The sequence below is a fragment of the Shewanella sp. SR44-3 genome, from assembly GCF_014163735.1.
GTDB lineage: Bacteria > Pseudomonadota > Gammaproteobacteria > Enterobacterales > Shewanellaceae > Shewanella.
Map to the genome: position 1 here is coordinate 335,412 of NZ_JACJDV010000001.1, position 23,378 is coordinate 358,789.

26 protein-coding genes are annotated in these 23,378 nt (G+C 43.7%); 6 read left to right on the forward strand and 20 right to left on the reverse strand.

The features are described from left to right. Positions 1-57 precede the first annotated feature (57 nt). Positions 58-474: a VOC family protein gene (locus tag H5073_RS01340; RefSeq protein ID WP_182676297.1), complete on the reverse strand. Its 417-nt coding sequence runs from the start codon at positions 472-474 to the stop codon at positions 58-60. 155 nt (positions 475-629) lie between these two features. Here H5073_RS01340 and soxR point away from each other — a divergent pair, with 155 nt between their 5' ends. Then, complete coding sequence (gene soxR, locus H5073_RS01345; protein ID WP_182676298.1) at positions 630-1,076, forward strand: redox-sensitive transcriptional activator SoxR; 447 nt, start codon at positions 630-632, stop codon at positions 1,074-1,076. Between the two features lie 179 nt (positions 1,077-1,255). Here soxR and H5073_RS01350 read toward each other — a convergent pair whose 3' ends face one another. From H5073_RS01350 to H5073_RS01375, 6 genes are all read right to left on the reverse strand, one after another. Then, positions 1,256-1,711 (reverse strand): Hsp20 family protein, encoded by a 456-nt coding sequence (locus tag H5073_RS01350; protein WP_182676299.1) that lies wholly within the window; start codon positions 1,709-1,711, stop codon positions 1,256-1,258. A 262-nt stretch (positions 1,712-1,973) separates the two neighbouring features. Next, on the reverse strand, positions 1,974-3,740 hold the full coding sequence (ushA, locus tag H5073_RS01355) for a bifunctional UDP-sugar hydrolase/5'-nucleotidase UshA (protein ID WP_182676300.1): 1,767 nt from the start codon (positions 3,738-3,740) through the stop codon (positions 1,974-1,976). Between the two features lie 380 nt (positions 3,741-4,120). Continuing rightward, positions 4,121-4,819 carry an alpha/beta hydrolase gene (locus tag H5073_RS01360; protein ID WP_182676301.1) on the reverse strand — a complete coding sequence of 233 codons (699 nt, stop codon included), beginning with the start codon at positions 4,817-4,819 and terminating at the stop codon, positions 4,121-4,123. A gap of 61 nt (positions 4,820-4,880) precedes the next feature. Continuing rightward, complete coding sequence (locus H5073_RS01365) at positions 4,881-5,114, reverse strand: DUF3389 domain-containing protein (RefSeq protein WP_011496576.1); 234 nt, start codon at positions 5,112-5,114, stop codon at positions 4,881-4,883. Positions 5,115-5,269: 155 nt separating this feature from the next. Further along, positions 5,270-5,752 carry a peptidylprolyl isomerase gene (locus H5073_RS01370; RefSeq protein ID WP_182676302.1) on the reverse strand — a complete coding sequence of 161 codons (483 nt, stop codon included), beginning with the start codon at positions 5,750-5,752 and terminating at the stop codon, positions 5,270-5,272. Between the two features lie 90 nt (positions 5,753-5,842). Further along, positions 5,843-6,997 carry a lytic murein transglycosylase gene (locus H5073_RS01375; protein WP_259394779.1) on the reverse strand — a complete coding sequence of 385 codons (1,155 nt, stop codon included), beginning with the start codon at positions 6,995-6,997 and terminating at the stop codon, positions 5,843-5,845. 265 nt (positions 6,998-7,262) lie between these two features. Between H5073_RS01375 and H5073_RS01380 the strand changes: the two genes are divergently transcribed. Beyond that, complete coding sequence (locus H5073_RS01380; protein ID WP_182676304.1) at positions 7,263-7,622, forward strand: DUF2750 domain-containing protein; 360 nt, start codon at positions 7,263-7,265, stop codon at positions 7,620-7,622. Positions 7,623-7,772: 150 nt separating this feature from the next. Beyond that, positions 7,773-8,420 carry a hypothetical protein gene (locus H5073_RS01385; protein WP_182676305.1) on the forward strand — a complete coding sequence of 216 codons (648 nt, stop codon included), beginning with the start codon at positions 7,773-7,775 and terminating at the stop codon, positions 8,418-8,420. An 89-nt stretch (positions 8,421-8,509) separates the two neighbouring features. Here the strand turns inward: H5073_RS01385 and H5073_RS01390 are convergent, their stop codons facing one another. Beyond that, positions 8,510-9,451: a chemotaxis protein CheV gene (locus H5073_RS01390; RefSeq protein WP_182676306.1), complete on the reverse strand. Its 942-nt coding sequence runs from the start codon at positions 9,449-9,451 to the stop codon at positions 8,510-8,512. A 765-nt stretch (positions 9,452-10,216) separates the two neighbouring features. On the opposite strand from H5073_RS01390, the gene H5073_RS01395 reads away from it, so the two are divergent. Then, positions 10,217-10,390 (forward strand): hypothetical protein, encoded by a 174-nt coding sequence (locus H5073_RS01395; RefSeq protein ID WP_086022108.1) that lies wholly within the window; start codon positions 10,217-10,219, stop codon positions 10,388-10,390. 159 nt (positions 10,391-10,549) lie between these two features. Here the strand turns inward: H5073_RS01395 and H5073_RS01400 are convergent, their stop codons facing one another. Beyond that, positions 10,550-11,587, reverse strand: coding sequence for a 1-aminocyclopropane-1-carboxylate deaminase/D-cysteine desulfhydrase (locus H5073_RS01400; RefSeq protein ID WP_182676307.1), 1,038 nt, complete (start codon positions 11,585-11,587; stop codon positions 10,550-10,552). A 188-nt stretch (positions 11,588-11,775) separates the two neighbouring features. On the opposite strand from H5073_RS01400, the gene H5073_RS01405 reads away from it, so the two are divergent. Further along, complete coding sequence (locus H5073_RS01405) at positions 11,776-12,192, forward strand: YccF domain-containing protein (protein ID WP_182676308.1); 417 nt, start codon at positions 11,776-11,778, stop codon at positions 12,190-12,192. Between the two features lie 13 nt (positions 12,193-12,205). Here H5073_RS01405 and H5073_RS01410 read toward each other — a convergent pair whose 3' ends face one another. Beyond that, positions 12,206-12,922, reverse strand: coding sequence for an ABC transporter substrate-binding protein (locus tag H5073_RS01410; RefSeq protein ID WP_259394770.1), 717 nt, complete (start codon positions 12,920-12,922; stop codon positions 12,206-12,208). 148 nt (positions 12,923-13,070) lie between these two features. Here H5073_RS01410 and H5073_RS01415 point away from each other — a divergent pair, with 148 nt between their 5' ends. Then, positions 13,071-13,535: an EVE domain-containing protein gene (locus tag H5073_RS01415; protein ID WP_182676310.1), complete on the forward strand. Its 465-nt coding sequence runs from the start codon at positions 13,071-13,073 to the stop codon at positions 13,533-13,535. 154 nt (positions 13,536-13,689) lie between these two features. On the opposite strand, the gene H5073_RS01420 is transcribed toward H5073_RS01415, so the two are convergent. The 10 genes from H5073_RS01420 to H5073_RS01465 form a co-directional block, all read right to left on the reverse strand. After that, positions 13,690-14,505, reverse strand: a complete 816-nt coding sequence (locus H5073_RS01420; protein WP_182676311.1) for a DUF4198 domain-containing protein — start codon at positions 14,503-14,505, stop codon at positions 13,690-13,692. 2 nt (positions 14,506-14,507) lie between these two features. Continuing rightward, positions 14,508-15,008, reverse strand: a complete 501-nt coding sequence (locus H5073_RS01425; RefSeq protein WP_182676312.1) for a DUF2271 domain-containing protein — start codon at positions 15,006-15,008, stop codon at positions 14,508-14,510. 60 nt (positions 15,009-15,068) lie between these two features. Further along, positions 15,069-15,644, reverse strand: coding sequence for a PepSY-associated TM helix domain-containing protein (locus H5073_RS01430; protein ID WP_182676313.1), 576 nt, complete (start codon positions 15,642-15,644; stop codon positions 15,069-15,071). Beyond that, positions 15,645-17,006 (reverse strand): tetratricopeptide repeat protein, encoded by a 1,362-nt coding sequence (locus H5073_RS01435; protein WP_182676314.1) that lies wholly within the window; start codon positions 17,004-17,006, stop codon positions 15,645-15,647. A 132-nt stretch (positions 17,007-17,138) separates the two neighbouring features. Beyond that, positions 17,139-17,750, reverse strand: coding sequence for a hypothetical protein (locus tag H5073_RS01440; protein ID WP_182676315.1), 612 nt, complete (start codon positions 17,748-17,750; stop codon positions 17,139-17,141). Positions 17,751-17,791: 41 nt separating this feature from the next. Continuing rightward, on the reverse strand, positions 17,792-18,196 hold the full coding sequence (locus H5073_RS01445; RefSeq protein ID WP_182676316.1) for a biopolymer transporter ExbD: 405 nt from the start codon (positions 18,194-18,196) through the stop codon (positions 17,792-17,794). Next, the gene (locus H5073_RS01450) at positions 18,186-18,731 is read right to left on the reverse strand and encodes a MotA/TolQ/ExbB proton channel family protein (protein WP_182676317.1); all 546 of its coding nucleotides are present in this window, start codon (positions 18,729-18,731) and stop codon (positions 18,186-18,188) included. Before H5073_RS01450 ends, H5073_RS01445 begins: the two co-directional genes overlap by 11 nt. After that, positions 18,721-20,163, reverse strand: coding sequence for a MotA/TolQ/ExbB proton channel family protein (locus tag H5073_RS01455; RefSeq protein ID WP_182676318.1), 1,443 nt, complete (start codon positions 20,161-20,163; stop codon positions 18,721-18,723). Before H5073_RS01455 ends, H5073_RS01450 begins: the two co-directional genes overlap by 11 nt. Next, on the reverse strand, positions 20,163-20,915 hold the full coding sequence (locus tag H5073_RS01460; RefSeq protein ID WP_182676319.1) for a DUF3450 domain-containing protein: 753 nt from the start codon (positions 20,913-20,915) through the stop codon (positions 20,163-20,165). The genes H5073_RS01455 and H5073_RS01460 overlap by 1 nt, the downstream gene beginning before the upstream one ends. A gap of 144 nt (positions 20,916-21,059) precedes the next feature. After that, entirely contained in the window at positions 21,060-23,114 is a 2,055-nt protein-coding gene (locus tag H5073_RS01465; protein ID WP_182676320.1) for a TonB-dependent receptor domain-containing protein, read from the reverse strand. Positions 23,115-23,378 lie beyond the last annotated feature (264 nt).

Consider the following 23,378-nt stretch of genomic DNA (forward strand, 5'->3'; position numbering starts at 1 on the left):
AACAAGGGAGCCGCAAGGCTCCCTATTTTTCAGTTCATTAGATTGCAAATCTCAGCATTAATCATATAAGTTTCGTTCACTAGGAATATCTGACAAATACTGCACAAACTCCACTTCAAAGCCGTTGGGATCGAGGAAGTAAATATTTTTTCTGTGTGGTGAATTACCGCCATCTATGGCGATGTCAAAACCTGCGGCAATGAGGCGACGAATAACCCCATCGAGATCATCAGTGACAAAAGCAAAATGGCTTAACCCTAATACTACACTCTTTAAGTCTCGGCTCTCTCCAACTCCCGAATCATTAAAGGTCAGGTAATTATATTCATCACCAAAGTGAACCCAGTTTCTTGGTTTACCAAACCAATTACCTTCACCACCGCCCCTAACTTGCCAATGGGGAAATGCGGCACGGTAAAATGTTAAGGTTTCTTCAATGTCTCTGACGACTAAATTCACATGTTCTAAACGCATCTTTATCTCTCCTTATATTTTCAATGCTGACAGCATAAAACCTCAAGCTAACTTGAGGTAAAGTGTTTTTTTGACTAAAGTGTGTTTATTGTATGAGTGAGCACTATCTCACCTGATGTTCGGCGCTCAGAAGATTAACCACTAAAGGATTTAAGATGGTAAGTGAGACAGAATTAAGTGTGGGACAAGTGGCCAAGCGCTGCGGAGTAAAAGTATCAACTTTGCACTTTTATGAAGCCAAAGGCTTAATCTTTAGCCTTAGAAATCAAGGCAATCAGCGCCGTTACAAGCGTGACATGTTAAGGCGTATTTCTGTCATTAAGGCAGCCCAGAAAATGGGGATTAGCCTTGAGGAAATTAAGCTCGCTTTTGAAAGCTTGCCAAACAAACGTACCCCCAATATTGATGACTGGTCACAACTGTCTAAAGCATGGAAGGCAAAGCTTGAGCAGCGTATCGCTTATATGCAAGATTTAAGTGATTCATTAGAAGCTTGCATAGGCTGCGGCTGCTTAAGTATGGCAAGTTGCCCTTTATATAATCCAGAAGATGCGCTTGCTACTGATGGCGTGGGTCCAGTCTTACTCGACAAAGGCTTATAGGAGAAAGGCTGGGATTATCTTAGTTTGAATGAATTTTTTTAGTGTCTTAGTACTGCGCTGACTGAAACAAAACCGCCCTGCACTAAGACAGGGCTGAAATGATGACCACTATAGGTAAAAAACGGTAGATAAATAACAGTCAATAATAATGAGGGGAGACTGTTAGTTAATAATACGCATTACTCAATAAGGCGTGAGCCTTTAATCTCTATTTTACGGGCTTTTAACGCCTCAGGAATTTCACGTACTAGGTCAATATTAAGCAATCCATTTTCAAGCTCGGCGCCGATAACATGCACATGATCGGCCAATTGAAATGAACGCTCGAAACCACGCTCTGCTATCCCTTGATGCAAATACTGACGTTTATCTTCAGCCGCTTTAGCTTGGTCTTTAATGCCCTTCACCACTAGTTTTTCACCTTCGCTGATGATATCAAGCTCTGTCATTGAAAAACCAGCGACTGCCATAGTGATCCGATAACGATTTTCACTTAATAGCTCAATATTATAAGGTGGGTAGCCTGAATTACCATTATTAGCCGCGGCGTGTTCGGCGAGTTGGGCTAAGCGGTCAAAGCCGATAGCGCTACGGTAAAGTGGGGTTAAATCAGCAGATAAATTAAAGTTTCTCATGTTCATATCCTTGTCTAAAGCAATATTTAAAAGTAAAACCACAGTCTTAATTAATGTGGCTTAGAAAATCACAGCCCCGAAGGCACTGTACTGTGTGAGGCGTTGAAATCTCAAACGAGCATTTCATCTACTTTCTCACTACACCATTAGATATAAGGATTGAAAACTGCTTTTCAAGGCAAGAACGCAATTAAATAAAAATGCCGCTCACCTAAGCGAACGGCATGAAGCCTAAATAGCTTTTATATCGATAATCGAGTAATTATGATTTTGGTACCGCAGGACAAGCTTTAACAGACACGCCAGCAGACTGATAATCAATATCACCAGCGACAGGGTTAAAATCAGCTACGTTAATAGTCCCTTGAGTTTCGATGAAGTCACGAAGCACTAATGCATCAGCAATTTCAATAGAAGTTGCAGCAATGGCAGGATATCCATCGCCACCAGCGGCTAAGAAGCTTGAAATCGAGAACTTATACTCTTTAGCTGGATCAAATACTTTACCGTCAATTTCATTGATTGTGGCTGTTTTCGCATCACAATCAACGGTCATTTTAATACCATCTAACTGAGCATAAGCACCTGCGCCAGCAGTGAACGTAGCAACTTGACTCATATAAGTTGTTAACGCTTCACCTTTCATTGTTGCATAAGCAACCATGTTACCAAAAGGCTGTACAGTTAACACGTCGCGATATGCAATATCACCAGCGGCGATAGATGCACGTACACCACCTGAGTTCATGATACCAAAGTCAGCGTCCACTAACTTATACTTGCTTTGAGCTCTTGCCAGTAAACGACCCAAGTTAGTTTGCTCATAACGAACGGTTGCTTTAATACCAATAAGCTCACCATCAGTCTCACCAATTTTAACATCTAAAAGTGCTTGGCCTTTTTCCTGATATGGTCTAAGAACTTCTAGAACACCTGCGTTTTCTTCAATTGCAGTCGTACCTGGAATTAGTCTTGTTGATTTTTTGTCATTACTGTCAAAAGTCTCTGGAGTACCATATTTGTTCAGTACCATTAAGTTCACAGGTATTAGCTTGTAACTGGCTAAGTTTAACTTACCATCAAAATATTCAAAATCAGCACGGCCAACGTACTTGCCCCATTCATGAGCTTGCATGATGTAAGTACCATTTTGTTGATCTGGAATACAAGCATCACCACGATTGAACTCAGCGTATGCATTTGTGCCAGGTTCCATACAGACTGGATTTTGTGAATGACCACCGATAACCGCAGCTAAATCACCCGCTGGTAGGCTACGAGCTAAAGCAACATCACCAGGAGCATTACTACCACTCGCGCCGTCTGCATAATGACCCATATGAGTAGTCGCGATAATAAGATCCGCAACGTTTGTATCTTTAATGTCTTTAATTACTTTCTTAATTTCTTCTTTTGGATCTGTAAAGGTAAGTCCTTTGATGAACTCGGCATTACCGATTTTCATTGTATCTTCTGTAGTTAAACCAACAACAGCGACACGGACGCCACCAATATTGAATACTTTATAAGCGTCAAAATAACGTTTACCGGAAACATTATCGTAAATGTTGGCGGCTAAAAATGGGAAGTCAGCAAGTTTACGTTGCATTTCGACTACATCAAGGTCGTTATCGAATTCATGATTACCCACAGCCATGGCATCATAACCAATTAAGTTCATACCAAGGAAATCTGGTACTGCATCTTGCATATCAGACTCTGGAACACCAGTATTGATATCACCGCCTGATAATAGAAGTACTTCTTGTCCTTGAGCTTTTAATTCATCACGGATTGAATCAATAAGCGTCTTACGCGCCGCCATGCCGTATTCACCATACTCACTCTGCCAGAAACGACCATGGTTATCATTAGTATGTAAAATAGTAAATTTAGTACATGACGTTGCTGTTTCACATGTCACTGGTATTGGTTCAACCACTGGAGCAATACTGTCTTCAGCACCACAACCCGTTAACGCTGTTAACACTGCAGAAGCAACCATGCCTTTAATCAAAATATTTTTCATTGTTTATCAACCCCTTTGTTTTAATTTTAGTTACACCTAGGCTTTAATTTTTGGCCTTTTAGGTGTGAAATGGCGCACAATTTATTCCATCGCCACGGATAATAACAAAATTTACCTAAGGATTGTGTCAAAAAAATGAATAAATGTGAGCCAAATGTGTATTTAAATTGCCGTTGTGCACTCTGGTTGTCTTGAGCATAAAATAATATTGGCACAACCAAAGAAGGATATAGTAAAGACTATTTATTAACTAACATGCCGCTAGCTAATTTGAAGCTAAATGCAATATCTCTGTACTCAATGATAAACTTTCTTGCTTAAATAACAAAAAACTCGGCATTAGCCGAGTTTTAATCTCAAACATGAATCTTTAAAAAACATTAACTCAGTTGAGCCAGCAACCACTTGCCAATTTCAGTGAGTTGATGCGGTAACACACTATGGGGCATAGCGTAAGTCTGCCATTGGGTTTGGTAGCCCGCATTAAGCAAGGCATCATGAGCCATCTTACCGGCGAATAACGGCACGACATCATCTTGCTCACCATGGTGTTGTAAAATTGGCGTGTCTTTATTGGCTGTACTCAAGGCTTCAGGTAACTTATCGCCGCCTGGCAAATAACAAGATAGTGCCATAATCCCGGCAAGCTTTTGTTCAAACCTCACACCGCTGAATAAGCTCATCACTCCGCCTTGACTGAACCCTGCCAACACAATTTTATCAGCAGGAATGCCTTGAGCTATTTGCTCTTGAATAAGTGCTTTAATAGCGACTTCAGACTCCAGCACACCGGCTAAATCGGCTCTATCGAGTAAATCCATCGATTTAATATCATACCAAGCGCGCATCTGATAGCCACCATTAATAGTCACGGCTTGCTCTGGTGCGTGGGGGAATACAAAACGAATTCCATGCTCTGCAGGTAAACCAAGCACTGGTACCACTGGCGCAAAACCTGCGCCAGAATCACCTAAGCCATGAAGCCAAATCACACATGCGGTTACCGCACTATTTGGCTCTACCGTGATACGCTCAAGTGGCGTTGAAGAAAGGTGAGTTGTATTTGTCATAGGTTGCATAGGGATGAATTTCCTTTAAAAATAATTGCCGCTATCTTAACAAATATGAAGTGCTGCTTGATTAAATATATTCTGCACTTAATCCTGTTAGTTCGAGTAACTCAGCAAATTGCTCTTCTGAGTCTAACTTGATGCTCCATTTGACCACCCCGGCATCAGCCACTAACAATAAGTTTGGCCGTAAAAATCGCACTTCATCCAGCATGGCTTGCAGCACGATGGCATTGTGTTTAAGGCGGCATTGGATCTCATAGGGGCTAACAACAAACTGTCCCTGAGAAAAAGCTACTGACATAGAAATAATCACTTTTAAAATGGATGAATGGTTGCGAAACGGACGAATGTACGCGGCTTACTTTCCCTCCTGGATCCGCGCAGGACTTCAATAAAAAATCCCAAAGAAGCTTTTTCTTTGGGATTTAGGCATGAGTTTGCGATAAACACCATCAATTAATGGTGATGACCACCTACGCCATGGGCGTGACCGTGGGCAATCTCTTCATCTGTAGCATCGCGCGCAGCAACCACTTCTAAATCGAAGGTTAATTCACGGCCAGCCAAAGGGTGATTAACATCTACAGTCGCCATAAATTTGCCGACTTTGATAATCGTCACTTGACGTTGGCCTTCATCAGTTTGCACAACCGCTGCCATGCCAGCTTTCCACACTTTAGCGCCGGCTAAATGCTTTACTGATACGCGTTGCTCAGCACCTTCAATACGCTCGCCATAAGTCTCAGAGGCAGGTAAAGTCACAGTAAATTTCTCACCAATACTTTTACCTGTGATCGCATTTTCAACACCTGGCATCATGTTGTCATGACCATGAAGATAAGCAATCGGATCGCGTCCCTCATTTGACTCTAATACTTCGCCTTTTTCATCGCGCAAAGTGTAATTAAACTGCACCACCATATCGTCTTTCATGCTCATGGTATTTTCCTTCGATAGCCTTAACATTTAAAAATTGGCCGCAGCTTAACAAATGCCTCATTAGCGTGCTAGATTTTTCCTATAAAAGGGTTAACTTTTAGGTAAACCTAAGGCATCAAAGGTACTTTGCCCTGGGTAACCATCGGCAATAAGTCCTTTACTGCGCTGAAACGCTTGTAATCCCGTGATAGAGTTTCGTCCAAGCACGCCATCGGGCTCACCCACATCAAAGCCAAGCTGGTTTAACTTAGCTTGCATCGTTTTAATCACACTGCGATTGAACCTAGCTTGAATAGGGGCCGTGACTTTAAGCTCACTAGCACCGTTTATTCTGTCGGCTAAATGCCCAACTGAAATAGCATAAAACTCAGAGCGATTCCAACGCATAATCACATCAAAATTATGGTATCCCAAGAAGGCGGGGCCCGTATGGCCTGCTGGTAAGTACAATGCAGCCTGCATATCGGCAACGCTCAAAGGGGTATTATTAACCTGACGAATATCAAGGCTTGCCCATTTATCCAGCCCTAAGACATCCTTGCTGCCCAAATACTCATAAGTATAATTCTGAGGAATGATAACTTCCCTGCCCCAGCGCTCATTTGCCTTCCAACCCAAGCTTTGTAAAAAATTAGCCGCCGATGTTAGTCCATCTGCAACGCTATTCCACAAATCGACTTTACCGTCACCGTCACCATCAACGGCATAATTGGCATAAGTGGTGGGCATAAATTGCGTGTGCCCCATAGCGCCAGCCCAAGAACCGACCATATCACGGCTATTAAATTGATACTTTTGTTGTAACTTAAGGGCTTGCATCAACTCTGTCGTGAAATATTCAGCCCGTCTTGGATGACATGCTAAGGTCGCAAGGGAGTCTAATACTGGCATACTGCCTTTATAGCTACCAAAGTTAGTTTCTAAGCCCCAAAAGGCCAAAATATATTGCCCTGGTACACCATATTGCACCGTTAGTTGGTTAAGTAACTGGCGATGAATAGCAAAATACTTACGGCCCTGCTCGACCCGCCAAGGGGTGACACGTTTGCCAAAGTAATCAGCAAAACTTGTGCTAAATTCTGGCTGCTGACCATCTAAAGCAATGACTTTATCCACATATTTAACCTGAGCTAAACTCGTGGTGATAATCTGCTCAGAAATCCCTTGCTGACGCGCCGTATCTTGCAGCTTAATCACGCACTGAGAAAACTCATCCCCCCCAGCAAATGCACTGCTGCTTGTCATCAAGATTGCAGAAACACTGCCAAAACCTAAACCCAACCAGAGCGCTAAACGCTGGTGGAATACACTTTTAAAACCCGCCATTTCACTACTACTTTTGATAACTAGCCCAATGCCAGTATCCTGACTGATAGTCCATAAGGAAACAAGCCTAGCCATAATCAAAAGCATGAATTTTGTTCCAAAAAAATCTCAAATGAATAAAAACCTTGGACTTATTCTGGCATACCGTATAATAAAAAAATCCCTCTTATAGATGAGAATGAACATGACAGAACAAAATCCAGCATTAGCGAGCTTTATTGAAAATGTGAAGCAACATCAAGTCCTTTGGGGCCTACAAGATGAAACTGGTGAAGGTTGGGTCGTCTGTGATTCAGCTGAATTTGAAGAAACCGATGTAATGCCATTATGGTCCAGTGAAACCGTTGCAGAAAGTCACTGCACTGAAGAGTGGGCCGATTACAAAACCGTCACCATTAGCCTTGATGAATTCTTGGAATACTGGGTCAGTGATTTAAATGATGATGGCGTATTGATCGGTATCGATTGGCAGAGCGATGAAGATTGCCTTGAAATTGATCCTATCGTATTAGCAAAAGAATTAGTCGACGTAGAAAAAGTATAACCCTTTTACTGCATCGCAACGAGCCGTTAGGCCTATCTTACACTAGTAACCATAGAGAGTAAGACAGCCTAACGACTCATATTAATGCCTTCATTCTTAACGCTAGTTATTATCACACTATCATCCATGCCATTATCCATTTAAGAATTCATGCCAAACCTTATCGATATTCCGTTCGACAAACGTCATCTTTGTTGGTTTTGTGAAGAGCCCAGTCATCTAGATTTTGATTATTATCGGCAATCACATTGTCCTCACCCTTCACTTTCAGTCCCTAGCTGTAAAGAATGTGCCTCATTAGCCAAACAAAATACCCTGACTTCCATTTGGGAATGCCGCGTGGCCGTAAAAGATGGCTTAATGCGTATTTATCAGAAAGATCTCGCCATTGGTATCAATTGGACTGAAGAAGAGTTAGCCGAGTCTGAGTTTGAATGTATGGTATTTGCTGGCTTTAAGAAAAGCGCTTGGTTTATGTACCAAGTCGCAAGAGACAGAGTCAATGCCCAAGGCTGGCCTTTGGGTTTAGATGGCGTATTACTGGATCAAGAATCTGACGGCCCAAGCCAAACACTGTTTAAATTTGATGGTGTGTCTTACCCTTCACTCTTGCATGCAATTAAGCACTATAGCCAAGTGATGGCACTGGATAAGGCATTTTTACAAGAAATAGTGAGCTTACTTGGGCGAGATAAATTCTCCCAGTCGGTTAAGATTGCCAGACTCAATATTGGCATTACGCAAGGGAAACAAAGGCAAATTATCAACGACCTGATGAGTGAATTAGACCAACACTAAGTTCACTCGATATTTTTAGCGGCACCTTCATACATATCTATACACAGCTTAGCGGTAGAAGTATGAAGGAATGGCATTTAGGTGGAGTGTTACCCCAATAATTGACGTAAGCGCGTCTGGACGACACCGACTAACAAGTCCGGTTGGAATTTTGAAATAAACTGATCGCAGCCCACTTTTTCCACCATTGCATTGTTAAAACTGCCACTTAATGAAGTATTAAGGGTGATATAAAGCGATGCCATTCGCGGATCGGCCCGCACTTCAGAAGTGAGCTTATAGCCATCCATTTCTGGCATTTCAGCGTCAGTTATCATCATCAGCAACTCTTTGGTGACATCTTTACCTGCATCGCTCCACGACTTTAATAAATTAAGTGCTTGCAAGCCATCGGATGCTTCGATGATCTCTATGCCCAACTGCGCCAGAGTCTCGCGCACCTGACGTCTGGCCGTTGATGAATCGTCAACAATAAGCACTTTACGCCCAGGCATTTCAGGTGCCAAAGTCTCATCGAGCACACCTGCTGAGAGACGAATATCATAATTAATGATTTCAGCGAGTACTTTTTCCACATCAATAATAGACACTAGCTGTGAATGACCTTGCTCTTCAAGCCGGGTAATGGCTGTCAGGTAATTATGCGCTCCTGCGGTTTTCGGTGGCGGCATAATATCGCCCCAGGTCAAATTAACAATATGCTCAACCTTACCCACAAGAAAACCCTGAATACTGCGGTTGTACTCTGTGATAATAAGATTTGAATCAGCCGTAATTGGCATTTGAGAGAAACCTATTGCACCACGAAGGTTAATCACAGGAATAGATTGACCACGAATATTAGCAACACCTGCAATATTTGGATGACTGCCTGGCATAGCGTTAAGGGACGGCAATTTAACCACTTCCTTGACTTTGAATACGTTAATGGCGAAAAGTTGTGTCGAGTTAATCCTAAAGAGCAAAAGTTCTAGACGGTTTTCACCCACTAGATTCGTTCGTTGATCGACAGTGTCTAACACTTTTTTCATAACTCAGCGTCTCTTTCTAAACTTAAGCATCTATTTAATAACTAAATTATAAGGGCAAAAATACTAATTTTTGTAATTTAGTTCTAATTTTTTACACATCGCTGACATTTATATTAAAAAACCTATAGTTAATCAGGGATTAGTCATGGTTTTAGCAGAATATTAAATATTCACTATGGGTACCTTTTTGTGGTTAAATTGAAAAACTTGCCAACTAATTAAAAATAATGCTTGCCATGGAATGAAAACTATCGCATTATCTTCGAAGATTTAAGATACCTTGTCATTTCTGTTTACCCTCCTGTTAGTCACAACTACACGCAGTAAACCCAATACAAGTTAGCCACACGCTTTTAGTAGCTATCAATCAAGCGATTACGCTTTTTATATTGCTATTTTTCGCGAGTCTCAAAGTGTTGAATGTAACCTCATAAATAGTTAACTCAACATTTGTGGTACTAATGCCTGCTTTTGTCATCAAGCTGTCATTTATTACTGTTGTTATAGCATTATCAGCTCCCTTGATTTGGCGACAAAAAGTCACTTCATCAATGGAAGTTGAGCCTAAATCTAGCGACTTAGATAAATAAGTCTTGCCAGATGTAAATGAAATGTTATAAAACAAGACTTGCTTAAACTATGAGTTATGAGCTAGATTAAATCACTGAAATGTAAATCTTTCGCAACACTACCAACTGCTAAGGATCCATATTGTTAAAATTTTCTCACCTAAGGGTGAACACGCAAACTTAAGGAGTGTGGCCTATGTCATACAATATAAACGGACATGAAATTACTGTTAACTTCCCTGTTAATTCGATTTCGTCAAACAAAAACTCAATTGCCTTCAGCGACAGCCAAGGCAAATATATGCAAACCTTTTCAAAGCGCATTGAAGCACTTAACTTTATGAAATGGTTGCTATCTACCAATAAATAATCCGTTAACGCGACCGCGTTACTCAATTGCTCTGTTACTGCATAAACACCGCTTCTCGGTATTCCCACTCACATTTACCGAATGTTTATGAGAACAGAGCAAATTGAATTAGCTCACTGATCATCTTTGCTCTCCCTCCAATCTGTAACAATACTCAAATTAGGCTTGTGGATACTTACGCTGATAGCGGCCAAGCATACTTGGGTTACCTAGTACGCCACCTTGATGTAGATAAAGTATGGTGTCTTTAGGGGTGTATTGATGTTGCAGCGCTTGCTCTAATACCAAAAAACCAATGGGATCGTATAAAAGTTCAAACTCAATACCAGCCTTGCACACCCGTTGCCAAATGCGATAACAATCAAGATAGAGTTTGCCAAAGTGATACTTTTTCCCCGTATTTAAAATCTTGGGATAATGGCTAAGCTGTGGACATAACTGTGTAAACTGCGCTAACAGATATTCATCTCCTCCCACACAGCTACAGGTATGAACCTCGATATGAAGCCCTTGCCTTGATGCGTTTCGATTAAAATATTGTTGTAAATACACCGCCGTGGTCCCCGTACCTGAGGGAAAGAACACGATCAGCCGCTCAAGTTGTTGTGCTATGGTCCATTGCAGTATTTCCTCAGCTAATGTCTCAACACCTTCTTGAGCGTATTCACAACGCCCACCTTCGGGAATAAACAACTCATACTCTTGAGCTTGTGCTGCCAGTTGCGCCATAAAGGTTTCAAGTTTAGGTAAGGGATTGGCCTGCGCGCCACACTCAATAACGCCATCGATGCCTACTAGGTACTGGGTCACCGCTGCCATCACAGGGGCATCTTCTGGTACAGTACCGTCCTGAAATCCATCAAAAAGCCTATCTAACGGGATAATATTCGCGCCGCTCTCTAATGCTGCCAGATAATTACCTTGAGGGTGCTTTAGTAAATAATCACTAATATGGCTAACATAATAATCAAACTTCCAGCCCTTTAACTTAGCCAGCACCGCAAGAGAAAATAAAGAGTTCGCTTGGGCCGAGCCATAACCCACAAGCTTAGTGATGTTGGGAAACTCGTGAGTTAAAAAATACTGAAACTTACGGGCTTTGTTGCCACTAAATTGTGGATGAATGAGATCGTCTCGTTTCACGTAGATCCGTCGACCTGAAAAATCAATTTCTTGCACTTGTGTTACCGCAAACATAGAAAGCCTTAATTATCATCCAATGGTCATTTTAACTATTTATTCCGTAAAACACTCACATATTAGGTTCATCAATCTAACAACGGAAGCCAACAAGTGACTAACGACATTAAAATCAACGATTTACAAGTTGGCATGATATTCGCTTGTTACGTTCATTAAATACCTAATAAATACTAAGGGGACTTATGTCTGCACTGAGATTAATTTTTAACATTGCATGGTTTATTCTAGGTGGTTTCATTATGGGATTAGCCTGGTGGTTTGCTGGGATCTTGTGTTTTATCAGTATTATCGGTATTCCGTTTGGCAGAGCCTGTTTTGTGATTGGTGAGCTGGCTTTCTGGCCCTTTGGCCAAGAGCAAGTTAACCGTAGGCAACTAACGGGAGTAGAGGATTTAGGCACCGGCGCCTTTGGCTTAGTCGGTAATATAGTGTGGTTTTTATTGTTCGGCATTTGGCTTGCCATAGGTCATTTAGTTCATGCTTTTGCCTGCGCTATCACCATTATAGGGATCCCCTTTGCACTGCAACACCTTAAACTTGCAGTATTGAGTTTGACTCCAATTGGGCAAACCATCATTACTAGGGACGAGAGAAGCTAACACTAAAGACGGATCACGGCTTAAATAAGCGAGCAAAATGTCGCTTCATGTATTGTTCAAACAAGGACTCGATATCAAGATTGTCGAGTCCTTCATTTAAAGTATCACGCCAAAATAGGCCTTCAGGGCTATCATTAAACGCGACGTAAAGCCCTTTATTTTCGAGTAATTGACTGTTGGCACTGAGGGAGTGCTTTAGTTTATCCCCCGATGAGTTTTGCAGCAAATATTGAAACGTCAGTAAATCAATCACAGCACCATCGATACGTTTAGCCGCCACCTTGCGCAGATTTTGAATATCTGCGGTTACGCTTTCCGCTTCTTGAGTGCCATTTGCGATCATAAGGTCTAACTCTTTGATATTTTCATAACCATCCACAACCCCTAAAGAATAACGATTAAGATCTTTGACTTGCTGCCAGATTAAGGGATTATCCTTACGCTCAATCAAGCCTAGCGGGCTGGTGCCTATTTGGGTTGAAAATAAGTGCTCAGGGGTATTGTATTGATATTCTGGAAAGTAACCGTGGTAATTATTGCCTTTTTTCTCTGCCAAGCGCATGGCGCGATTCCAAGGATAAAAATCCACCTGTAGCTCATGCCCCATTGTCGCTAACGCTTGACGGACAATAAAAATACTCGCCCCTTGCTCGGGCAAGCTTTCCCCCGCAAAAGGGGGCCATTCTAATGAAGTCAGTGCCAAGGTTTTTGCATTTACTGAGTTATCCATAACTGTTAGCAATCCAAATAATGCGTACAGGGCAAACTTACTCACGTTGTAAACGCTTAGCATTGATGGGTGGCTCCTTCATGATATAGTTGCTCGCAACATTGCTAAAACAGCAACTTGTACACAAGTATAGAACAAAGGAGTATTGGTGAACTATTGGTTAATGAAGTCAGAGCCCCATGATTGCAGCATTGATGATATCAACATCCGCGCAGGACAAGCCTTAGCTTGGCAAGGGATCCGAAATTATCAGGCGCGCAATTTTTTACGTGACCAAGTGCACACTGGCGATAAGGTTTTTTTCTATCACTCCAGCTGCAAAGAACCTGGGATTGTGGGTATTGTAGAGGTGGTCAGTGATGCCAGTGCCGATCTTAGTGCCTTTGATAACACCTCGCCCTATTTCGATGCTAAATCCAACCCAGAAAAACCTAGATGGTATAGCGTTGATTTACTGTTTAGCCGTAAATTTTCCAAGGTTATCAGCCTCAAACAATTGAAAGCCGATCCTGCGCTTGCTGAAATGGTGCTGGTGGCAAAAGGCGCGCGCTTAAGCGTACAACCTGTAACAGCCAAAGAGTGGCAGCATATTATTGAACTTGCGGGCGAATAGCCAAGCACTAACTACTAACCATTAACCATTAACCACTAACATCAAGCATTCACTACATAAGCCGCAGTGTTAAGACTGCTGCCGAACACCCCAAAAAAAAGCCCTGCACATCTGTGCTAGGGCTTTTAATTAGCTGCTTTTATTCAAGCAACAATTAGTTAAGCACTGATTCAAAGGTAAGGAAGATTTGCCCGCTCACAGAATCTGCATCGGCATTGTTTGCCGTCTTAGTTTCATATTCTGCCATCAATAAATAACGGCCCGCCTCTTTTAAGTTAAATGTAATCACGCCCTTGCTATCACTGGTGAGCTTAAGGCTGTCTGGGTTATTGCGATAGCGCACCCCTTCACGGATAATTTCAACCTTAACGCCAGCTTGAGCCTTGCCGTTAAACACAAATTTAAACTCTGCCTCCTCTCCTTGAGCAATATCAGAAGGGTGCGTTACCGGCACAAACTCAAGGCCTGAGTTTGTTAAAGGGAAGTTTTGTGTCGGTGAATTCAAGCTGATATAGCTTAAAATGCTGGCATAGGACGCCATGGTTTCAACCTCAGTCGCTCCTTTAGGTAACAAGGCCGCACGCTGAGTTTTATTTACCCCTCTAAGCCACTGTTTTTTCTGCTCGCCTTTTGGCAAAAAGCTTGTCCAGTAGGAGGCTTCGCCGCCCATTTTAAGCTGATAGGTACCGCTGTCTTCTAAATGAATATCCACAACGCTTTTACGGTGACCACGGTAACTGGAGCTTGGGAACACATCGGTGCCATCTGGCGCCGTGATGGTTAAGCGCTCGGCGCCCATAGGTTTGTCCACATTAAATACTTCATTAGATGCAGTCACATCCACCATTACCCATTCGCCTTTATCATTAGACAAGGTGAAGTGACTGGGTAAAATCCAACGATTATGGGCACTGGCCTCAGTACAGATAAATAGCGCCATTGCGGCAAGGGTAATAGACTTAAATTTCATGATTATTCCTTTATATAAAAGTGTGATTGAGCCATTTCTGGGTTTGAAGCTAAGGTAAAACTGTGTTCCTTGCCATCAAGTTCAAAGTCTTGCTTGGTAATAGCGCGGCCGCCATTTTCCCGCACCACTTCAATGTGCAGCACATAATGCCCTGGAGCTAACGGCTGTTGTTTATCGTTTAACGCCTTGATCTTGAGTTGATATTGCCCTGCAGCGCGGGTCGCTGAAGTCATCGCATCCACAAGGGCTTGATCTTTACGGCCCACTTTTCGCCACCAGCGGCGAATGTCTTTAAGCCACTTAGCCCCTTCACGCCACAAGGCGATAGTGCGCACGCTTTGACCTTTGCTGTCTTCTATCCATACCGCCACATAGGGGTTATGGTACTCGCCGCTTTGCACGGGTAAATTAAGGGATAGCTTAAGCTCGGCGGCCTGCTCACTGGCATTCGCATTGCTGCTCATAAGCCCCACTAAACACAATAAAAAAGCGATTTTCTTCATATCATCCTCTGTAGATTTCAATCATAAATATTCATGAGTTCCATTTCGTTCAACCCATGGTTAAACCCAAAGCACATAACCCAGCAATAGCAACAAACTGGTGATGAGGCTTAGCCCCATGGTGCGGTTTACTCGCCGCTGAGACAGCGCCAAAATAAAGCCTGTAATAGTGAAAAAAATCATCATTACTGCGCTCACATCGATAATAAAACGCCAAAAGCCGCCACTATTACGGCCTTTATGCAAATCATTGAATAACGCCCAATAGCCGTAATCGGTTGATTCTTTATAGGCTTCCCCAGTTTGCAAGTCTATGGTGATACTCAAATGGCTTCCCGGCCCCTTGTCCGTGATAAACAGCTCTTCTTCATCTCGTTCAATTGCAAGACGATGACCCTTTAACTGGCCCTGCTCAAATAAATAATCAATCAACTTCCCCTGTGCCTTAGGCGCGAGTAATTCAGGCTTTAAGGCAAAATCACCCTCGACCACCTCACCTTGATGTGAGGCGAACCATTCAGGATGGTTTAAGGTGATACCCGTGATGGAAAAGAAAATCATCAAGGTCAATAACGCCATAGACACATAAACGTGCAACTGACGGGAAAGGGCCAGCAAGGACTTATTGATGCGCATTTATGCGCTGCCCTGACGGACAAGTCGCTGCAAAATTTGAATATTTTCAAATAAGCTCGGCTCTTGTGGTGCGAAATCAGCAGCCTGTTGCAACAACTCAAGGGCTTTGAGGTAACGGCCAAGGGCCATCATCAGATCAGCATGCTCAGTCAACGCCTGCAATTTAACCTCATCCAGTGCCCCCGCTCGCAGCAGCAACATTTGCGCTTGATGGCTCTGTTGTTGCGAGCGTTTAACCGCCGCTAACGCCAATAAGGCTTTGCCGTTAACCCCATTGAAACTCAACGCCTGTTCAAATGAGCGAGCAGCCAAAGCAATACTGCCCTGTTGCTGAGCGAGTAAACCTTTTAAATACGCCAGTTGGCTTTGAACCCCATGGGGAGAGTTTTTCGGTAATGACATTTTTTTGAGCAGCGCCTTGGCGGCATCAAACTCTTGGTTGGCAATTAAATACTCGCAGGCCTCAAACACCAATGGCGCATTCGTTTGAGTTTGCCAAATCCTGCCATAAAGCGTGCGGGCTCTGTTAATACTGCCATGCTGCAATTGCAACTGGGCGGTTAAGGCAAGGTTATCGGCATTGCTTTCACCTAGCCTAATGGCGGCTTCTAAACTGGCAATCCCTTGACTAAATTGATCTTTTTTCAGTAATGCATTAGCGCGGTGCAGCCATAATCCTTTGTCATTTGGCGTGGAGTTAAGCATCTGCTCCAATAAACTCAGCGCCGCATCGTGATGCCCCGCCATGGTATAAGCATAAAGCAGTGCCTGATTAAGCTGAGCGTCATCGGGGTTAAAAAGCTTTGCCTGCTGATAGGCCACCACAGCGCTGTGAAAATGCTCACTCTGGATATAGCCATAGCCAAGAAAACTGTATATTTGAGGGTCGTTGACCCCAAGTTGCAGCGCCTTAGCGAAGTTTTTTGTGGCGGCTATGGGGTTATCTGACTGCAATTGCGCCAGTCCAAGCCCATGGTAAGCTTTACCAAAATTGGCCTGTAACTTAATGGCATGAGTAAAATAGTCTGCCCCAAGGCTTAGCTGTTGCTGCTGCAGCGCTAATTGGCCAATCAAGTAGGCCATTGCGGCACTCATGTCCGCTTTGGGGCGCTGTTTAAGCGTTGCCAGTAAATCGGTGTATTGCGCTTTATTAAGTTTGTCACTGATAAGCTTTTGCTGGCTTTGCTCAGCCTCATTTAAACTTGGCATGGCACTTAAGTCAGTGGCGCTTATTTGCTGTAGCAGCAATTTTGGCTCATCGAATTTGATAACCAACTGCGCGGCGAGGCTTTTGCTTAATGCACTCTGGCTTACTAAAGCCTGGCCTATTAGCAAACTGAGTAAGATAAAATATTTCATCATATTGGGTCACATTCTTCTGTTAAGGCGATGGTTGCGTACTCTTGTTCTGTCATGATTTTTGGCCATAATTTTGAGTCATTACTTGAGTCATTACTTGAGTCATTACTTGAGTCATAATTTGGGGCCATGGCGTCAGTTTTTTAACATCAAAGGCCAGATAAACTCAGCTTGAACCGGTTTACCTTGGCGCTTAGGCGCACTAAATCTTGCTCGGGCGATTAATTGCTTGAGTCCATGATTAAGCTTGGGGTAAGGGTTGTCTTTAATGGCTTTAAGGTGCACCTTGCCGCTAATATCAATCACCACATGCAGCTTAACTAAGATTTCTTTCACCCCGTCACGTTTCATCTCAGGGGTAAATTCAATCCTCACTGGCGTCAGTAACCTTGGCTGACCGTCGAGCTCATTGATGGCAAAACCGTTAAGTTCTATAGACAGCTGCTTGCTATCAAACTCTGGCACCCTAGGTTCAATGTTAGGGGGACTTAATGCCGGTTTTTGCAGCTTAAGTTTGATCGGGGAAAGCGTGAGACTGGGGCCCTCGCCTTGCAAGCTTAAATCCAGTTGCAACGTCGGCTTTGCCATAGCGCGGCTCACGCTGGCAGGTGGTTTTGGCGGCGGCAATGTTGCCACCACTTCAAGGGGCCTGACCATAAATTGCTCTGGGGCTGTCAACGGCGCACGGTTATTGGCGATTAACACCAGCATTAACCCGCCTACCACCAGCAATGAGAATAAATACATTCTTAGCCTCATCATCAAGGCTGATTTGATGCCTAACCCACTCATGGTAGAACCGTCGCCAAATTAATGCTGCTGGCACCAGCCAGCTTGGCTTGATCCATCACGCTCACCAGTTGTTTGGTGGGTACATTTTCATCCACTTGCAATATTACTGGCATATGCTTTTTCGCCAGTAATTGCATGATGATGGGCTTAACCCCTTGCACGCCAATGTCTTGGCCGGCATACATCACAGCGCCAGCTTCAGTTATCGCAATCAAAATACTCTGTTTTTCAAGTTGTGCTGCGCTTAACGCCTGAGGTTTTTTCACCTCAACCCCTGTTTCTTTAACAAAGACTGTGGTCACAATGAAAAATATCAATAAGATAAACACCACATCAAGCAAAGGTGACAGGTCAATTTGATGCACTTGACTCTTTATTCTGTGCTGTAAACTAGGCTGCATTTTTGCTCCCAGTGTGGCGTTTAGCATCGCGACTTTGCTTAGCCGTTTGGCTGCTGTTATGGTTAACAAAATCGTCTAACTCTGAACCTTGCATCCTAGAATCATCCTGACAGTCTGAGTCACTGCCCTGTGCATCTTCAAAGGACGGCGCAAGCGTTAACTCTTGTTCTTGTTCTTGTTCCTGCAGCTTCCACAAAATAACCATGGCGGGAATGCTCATGAGTAACCCAGCTTGTGTGGTCAACATCGCTTTACCTATGCCATCACTGATACTGACCCCAGGGTTATGACCAAGGGCTGAAAAGGTGTCGAGCAAACCAATAATGGTGCCTAATAAACCCAGTAAAGGCAGGGAAGAAATTAACACCTGTAAAGGGGTTAACCAGCTGGTGACCCACTGAGAATTTATCTGGTGATAACGGCAATAAATGGCTTCAAATAGCAGCCCATAGCAAACCAGTGCCAGTAGCATTATGGTCCACATCACCACCCCGCCAGTGACAAGCTCAGGGGCTAAATTAAATTCAGGCAACATGGACCGCCTCTTTGCTGTGACTCGTGATGAGTGACTCGTTATGTCCAACTATTGAATGGTGAGACAAGGCCACCGCATAAGATTCAAGCCCTGCCATAAAGTGATGACAACGGCGCGACATCAGCGCATGGGCGATAAGCGCAGGAATAGCCACAATAAGCCCAAGCTCTGTGGTCACTAGAGACTCTGAAATCCCTCCGGACACAGCATTAGCATCCCCTGCGCCAAAGAGGGTCATCAGCTTAAAGGTTTGGATCATCCCGCTCACAGTGCCAAGCAATCCGAGTAAAGGGGCCACCGATGCCGTAACCGCAATCGCCGTTAAGCCGCGCTCGATTTCTCGCTTAGTCTGAATAAGGCTATCCAATAGCAAATCATCCCTTTGCTGGCGCGCCTCAATCTGTGGGTATTGCTTAGCAATATCTGCTAGTGCTTGTTGATGCTGACCAAGGGCGGCCCTCTTAAGGCCAGCGCCTGCTAATTGCGATAACGGCTCGCCTTTTTGTGAGAACGACTGAACTTTTTGCGAGAACGGCTGGACTTTCTCGAGTCTAAATAAGGTCACCGCTTTCACGAGGGCGATGATCAGCGCTAATAAGGCAAAGCCCATAATAGGGATAACCCAAATGCCGCCCTTGCCTAAATGCTCCGCGAACGACTCTTGATGTTGCGCCAACACTAAACTGCGATTATTACTGGGGTCAATCGCCAGTACGCCTTGATGGTCCGTTTTCACAGCGCTAAGTTGTGCCAGCTGCGCCTCATCAAAACTTAATGCCAGCTGCCACTGCTGCTCGACTTGAGTCAGCAATCCGCCCTTCTCGCCATCATCACTGATAAACCAATGCATAGGGCCAAGGCTTAGCATGGCGCCTGAGATAAGCTCGCCACTGCTTAAGGCGATATCTTGCTTTATAAATTCGCTTGGTTTGGCAAAACCTGCCAAATAAGCACTGAGCTGCTGGGGCGTTTCTATGGCTTTTGCTGATGAAATGCCGCTTAATAAATGCTTAAGGTAGTCTTGCTGCTGCTTCCACGATTGCAATCGCTGCGCTAAGGTTGCCAAACTCATGCTCTGCTCATCTTGGCCGCGCGTAATGCTGGCCGCTTTGGTGCTGAGGGTTTTAAGCTTTCGCTCTTGCTCGGCGAGTTGTTGCAATAAGCCCTGACGCTCAGTGGTCATGGCCCTTAACTGACGCTGATAAGCCTGATTTGACTGCTTGATTTCAGTTAATATTTCTGACTCAACGCTTGCCAGTGTCGCGCTATTAACGGCGCCTAAATAAAGGCTAGCGAGCAGCACTAATCCTTTAAGTATTGAGGCGAGTGCGACCCTACAATAGGAGATGACATCTTGAGTTAAGCACGCGCTAAAAGATGTCCTTAACGGTGCGCTTAATAAAGGATGAGAATTCACGCTTAACTGAGCCATTATTTTGCCCCTAAATTGACTGGAAGATGCAAAAGCTCACCTGGAACTTGGTTTTTAGCCGAAATAATTGCTTGGCGAATGCTGTCATGTTCAGCGTCCACAGGCTGCCATTGCCAACCATCAGCACGGGGATAACCTATGCCTGCGGTAGCGTTATCTTGGGTAATAAACCAGGCATGACGATGGCCTAGATACAGCTGTTCAGTCAGCAGAGGCGTACCGTTAAGGGTTATCATTCCTTGCTTCACCACAATTAAGTTTTCAGCTTTTGCCACTTGCTTGGCAATATTGGCGATACCTTGATATTGCGCAGTTAACTCTGACTTTTCAGTGAGTTTGTTGAGGTCATCAGCCAGTTGGTGTTCCAAATACGGCGGTAAACCTGCCAGTAATTGTTGTATTCGGCTTAACATGCTCGGAAGAGCCAAGCGATAGGCATCGACAACTTGCTCAATGTCAGTCTGCGCGCTGAGTAATGCCTGCCGCTGCTGACTGACTTGATCTTGGTTATGTTGCTCTTGTTTGATTTGCGCGCTGAGCTGACTATTTTCTTGTGTTAGTAAGCCAATTCGCAACTTAAGCTGCTGCTTTTCAAGCTGCCAATCTGATTTAAGTTTTTGAGTGGATTTATCTAAGGCAAGCCATTGCGTCGTGAGTTCATCAAGATTGGCCGTTGCCTGCCCCCATGACGGCATGGCGACACATAAAGTGCAGCCGAACAAATAGGCATATCCATGAGTGAATGTTTTCATAAGGGCGTTGTTACCATTTTTACTTTTACTGTGGTTCACTTTTTACAGTGCTGTACTTTTTAAAGTGCTTCGCGTTTTACACACTGACACTTGGCAAAATAGCAGGAGACATTAAATGCCTCCTGCTAAGGGAGTTAATAGCAATTAATACTGATAGCTCACTGCAAACTTGAAGTTACGACCCACTTCATTGTCGTTGTAACCCGCGTTGCCCCAGTACATGCCAAAGCTGTTGTGATCTTGATAAGCTTTATCAAACAAGTTATCAACCGCAAGCTTTAAGGATAAACCGTTAAGCTGTTCAACATCATAGCTAGCCCATATATTGCTAACGCCATAACCGGCTTTCTCAACCGGCTCTGTAATCACAGCGCCATTGGCGACAGAACGGTCATCAAGGCTTGCACTACTAGCAAAAATGCTGTCCCAGCCCAATGTCAATTCATCGGTGGCAAGATAATTCAGCCCCAGTTTGACCATATGAGTGCCTGAGTAGTAATCGTCAGTTGTGTAATCATCAAAGGCTTTTTCACCTGTGTTATAGCTGTAATTAACATAGGTTTTAAGGTCTTGATGCTGGACTGTCATGCCAGCCTCAATACCTTTTTTAGTTAGGTCTGAAATACCGCGAGCAAGGTTGGTATTTTTGGTAGGGTGATAATAGTTATCTATGTTGTACTGATAGATATTGGCGTAAAGATTAGCGCTATCAAGATTAACTAATGACGCAAAATCATAACTCACACCGAACTCAATGTTATTGCCGGTTTCAGCTTTGGCATCGGGTGAGGCTGTCATATCAGCTGAAATCATCAAGGTTTCAGGTAAACCTGGGCCCTTAAAGATACGACCGTACCCTGCTTTTAGCCCTAAGGTTTCACTCGCTTGCCAAAATAGGTTTAATTTAGGTGAGAACTGGCTGAAAGAGTTGTCATAAGCGCCACCTAACTTGTAACTGTCAAAGCGTACGCCTGGAATAATCTGCAAAGTGCCAAAGTTAAACTCACCTTGAATATACCCGCCAATTAGGCGTGCTTCAGGGCCATTGTTAACGGCTCTGACCACTGTTGTTTTAGTCCCATCGTTACGGGTAATAAGCCCAGTACCAGCATCTATAGCCTGTTCAGATTTAAAAGTTTCAATGCCCACAGTCCAAGGAATATCATTAATATCCATGGTGTTACGAATGTTTAACCCTAAGGTTTTATAGGAGTAATCACGCTCAGGGATAAATTCAATGCCTTGCTTTTGCCATTTACCTGCACTGTCTCTGATCTCAAAGTCACCGGTTTGTGCGCCGCGCAGCATTTTCTTTTGGTTGTAATAAGCATCAACTGACAAGTCGAGCAGCGGGTTAGCGCTGTCGTTGCGATAATTAACCGTATAGGTGTCACGCTCGTAGCCATTAAAGCCTAAGGCTTCTTCAACGCTTGTGGCGCCTGGTTTTTCACCAGACAAGGCACGGTGCCCCGCATCTTCAACATGCTGTAATGACACAGCTAATTGCTGGTTATCATCAACATCATACACAGCTTTAACTAAACCACTTTTAAGCTCGCTGTGCTTATTAACAATAGGCTCGCGGTCTGGGGTTTCAATGTCGCCAGACTCATTCCAGCTCATCATTCCAAGTAGGCTTAATTGTTCTGTTAAACGGCCATAACCACTGACGTTAACCTGTTGAAACTCAGTGGCAGTATCGGCAGCCGTTGCCACCTTAAAACCAAACTTTTGATCTAACGCCAATAAATCTTTTGGATCTTTAGTCACATAGGAAATTGCGCCCACGTTAGCACCGTAGCCACTGAGCACAGAAGATGCCCCTAGCTCTACAGAAACCGCTTTTAACATGCTTGGGTCTACTATCTGGTTGCCAGAATGGTGGAACAGTTGTCCATCTTGGCGAGCGCCGTCTATGGTGACATTCGCTGAGTGTTCTTCCATACCACGTAGGTAGGTTTTTTGGCTGTAACGCACGCCATTGCTGACACTCACGCCGGCCAGCTCGCTTAAGGCGCCTTTGATATCGTTAACTTGACGATTGTCTAACTTCTCACTGGTAACAGTATTTTGCTTAGTGTCCGTGGCTTTGACTTCAGTCACTGCTAACTCTTGAACTTCAGCAGCCAACACTTGGCCAGATAGCACTTGGCCTGATAACAAGGATGCGATGGCTAACGATAGGTAACTCAATTTCATTTAAATGCGCCTTAATTTTAAAAGATGCGCGCACTCTAAATGATAATGAATCTCAATATCATGGATATTTACAATCTTTACAATTGTGACCTGAATGTGAATTGCATTTGTGAGCTGGGTCAAACACGCTTGAGCCCCGAGCCAAAGGCTACGGGGCTGATGCATCTTTTGAGTGAGGAAAAGTGGATCTAATAGCGGTTATGCAGCTTTCACTATTAACCATTAACCATTAACCATTAACCATTAACTATTAACCATAAAAAC

Bases quoted from the DNA above. Each gene is read 5' to 3' on its own strand.
- H5073_RS01340 (WP_182676297.1), bottom strand. From the start codon at position 474: ATGCGTTTAGAACATGTGAATTTAGTCGTCAGAGACATTGAAGAAACC.
- soxR (WP_182676298.1), top strand. From the start codon at position 630: ATGGTAAGTGAGACAGAATTAAGTGTGGGACAAGTGGCCAAGCGCTGC.
- H5073_RS01350 (WP_182676299.1), bottom strand. From the start codon at position 1,711: ATGAGAAACTTTAATTTATCTGCTGATTTAACCCCACTTTACCGTAGC.
- ushA (WP_182676300.1), bottom strand. From the start codon at position 3,740: ATGAAAAATATTTTGATTAAAGGCATGGTTGCTTCTGCAGTGTTAACA.
- H5073_RS01360 (WP_182676301.1), bottom strand. From the start codon at position 4,819: ATGCAACCTATGACAAATACAACTCACCTTTCTTCAACGCCACTTGAG.
- H5073_RS01365 (WP_011496576.1), bottom strand. From the start codon at position 5,114: ATGTCAGTAGCTTTTTCTCAGGGACAGTTTGTTGTTAGCCCCTATGAG.
- H5073_RS01370 (WP_182676302.1), bottom strand. From the start codon at position 5,752: ATGAGCATGAAAGACGATATGGTGGTGCAGTTTAATTACACTTTGCGC.
- H5073_RS01375 (WP_259394779.1), bottom strand. From the start codon at position 6,997: ATGACAAGCAGCAGTGCATTTGCTGGGGGGGATGAGTTTTCTCAGTGC.
- H5073_RS01380 (WP_182676304.1), top strand. From the start codon at position 7,263: ATGACAGAACAAAATCCAGCATTAGCGAGCTTTATTGAAAATGTGAAG.
- H5073_RS01385 (WP_182676305.1), top strand. From the start codon at position 7,773: ATGCCAAACCTTATCGATATTCCGTTCGACAAACGTCATCTTTGTTGG.
- H5073_RS01390 (WP_182676306.1), bottom strand. From the start codon at position 9,451: ATGAAAAAAGTGTTAGACACTGTCGATCAACGAACGAATCTAGTGGGT.
- H5073_RS01395 (WP_086022108.1), top strand. From the start codon at position 10,217: ATGTCATACAATATAAACGGACATGAAATTACTGTTAACTTCCCTGTT.
- H5073_RS01400 (WP_182676307.1), bottom strand. From the start codon at position 11,587: ATGTTTGCGGTAACACAAGTGCAAGAAATTGATTTTTCAGGTCGACGG.
- H5073_RS01405 (WP_182676308.1), top strand. From the start codon at position 11,776: ATGTCTGCACTGAGATTAATTTTTAACATTGCATGGTTTATTCTAGGT.
- H5073_RS01410 (WP_259394770.1), bottom strand. From the start codon at position 12,922: ATGGATAACTCAGTAAATGCAAAAACCTTGGCACTGACTTCATTAGAA.
- H5073_RS01420 (WP_182676311.1), bottom strand. From the start codon at position 14,505: ATGAAATTTAAGTCTATTACCCTTGCCGCAATGGCGCTATTTATCTGT.
- H5073_RS01425 (WP_182676312.1), bottom strand. From the start codon at position 15,008: ATGAAGAAAATCGCTTTTTTATTGTGTTTAGTGGGGCTTATGAGCAGC.
- H5073_RS01430 (WP_182676313.1), bottom strand. From the start codon at position 15,644: ATGCGCATCAATAAGTCCTTGCTGGCCCTTTCCCGTCAGTTGCACGTT.
- H5073_RS01435 (WP_182676314.1), bottom strand. From the start codon at position 17,006: ATGATGAAATATTTTATCTTACTCAGTTTGCTAATAGGCCAGGCTTTA.
- H5073_RS01440 (WP_182676315.1), bottom strand. From the start codon at position 17,750: ATGTATTTATTCTCATTGCTGGTGGTAGGCGGGTTAATGCTGGTGTTA.
- H5073_RS01445 (WP_182676316.1), bottom strand. From the start codon at position 18,196: ATGCAGCCTAGTTTACAGCACAGAATAAAGAGTCAAGTGCATCAAATT.
- H5073_RS01450 (WP_182676317.1), bottom strand. From the start codon at position 18,731: ATGTTGCCTGAATTTAATTTAGCCCCTGAGCTTGTCACTGGCGGGGTG.
- H5073_RS01455 (WP_182676318.1), bottom strand. From the start codon at position 20,163: ATGGCTCAGTTAAGCGTGAATTCTCATCCTTTATTAAGCGCACCGTTA.
- H5073_RS01460 (WP_182676319.1), bottom strand. From the start codon at position 20,915: ATGAAAACATTCACTCATGGATATGCCTATTTGTTCGGCTGCACTTTA.
- H5073_RS01465 (WP_182676320.1), bottom strand. From the start codon at position 23,114: ATGAAATTGAGTTACCTATCGTTAGCCATCGCATCCTTGTTATCAGGC.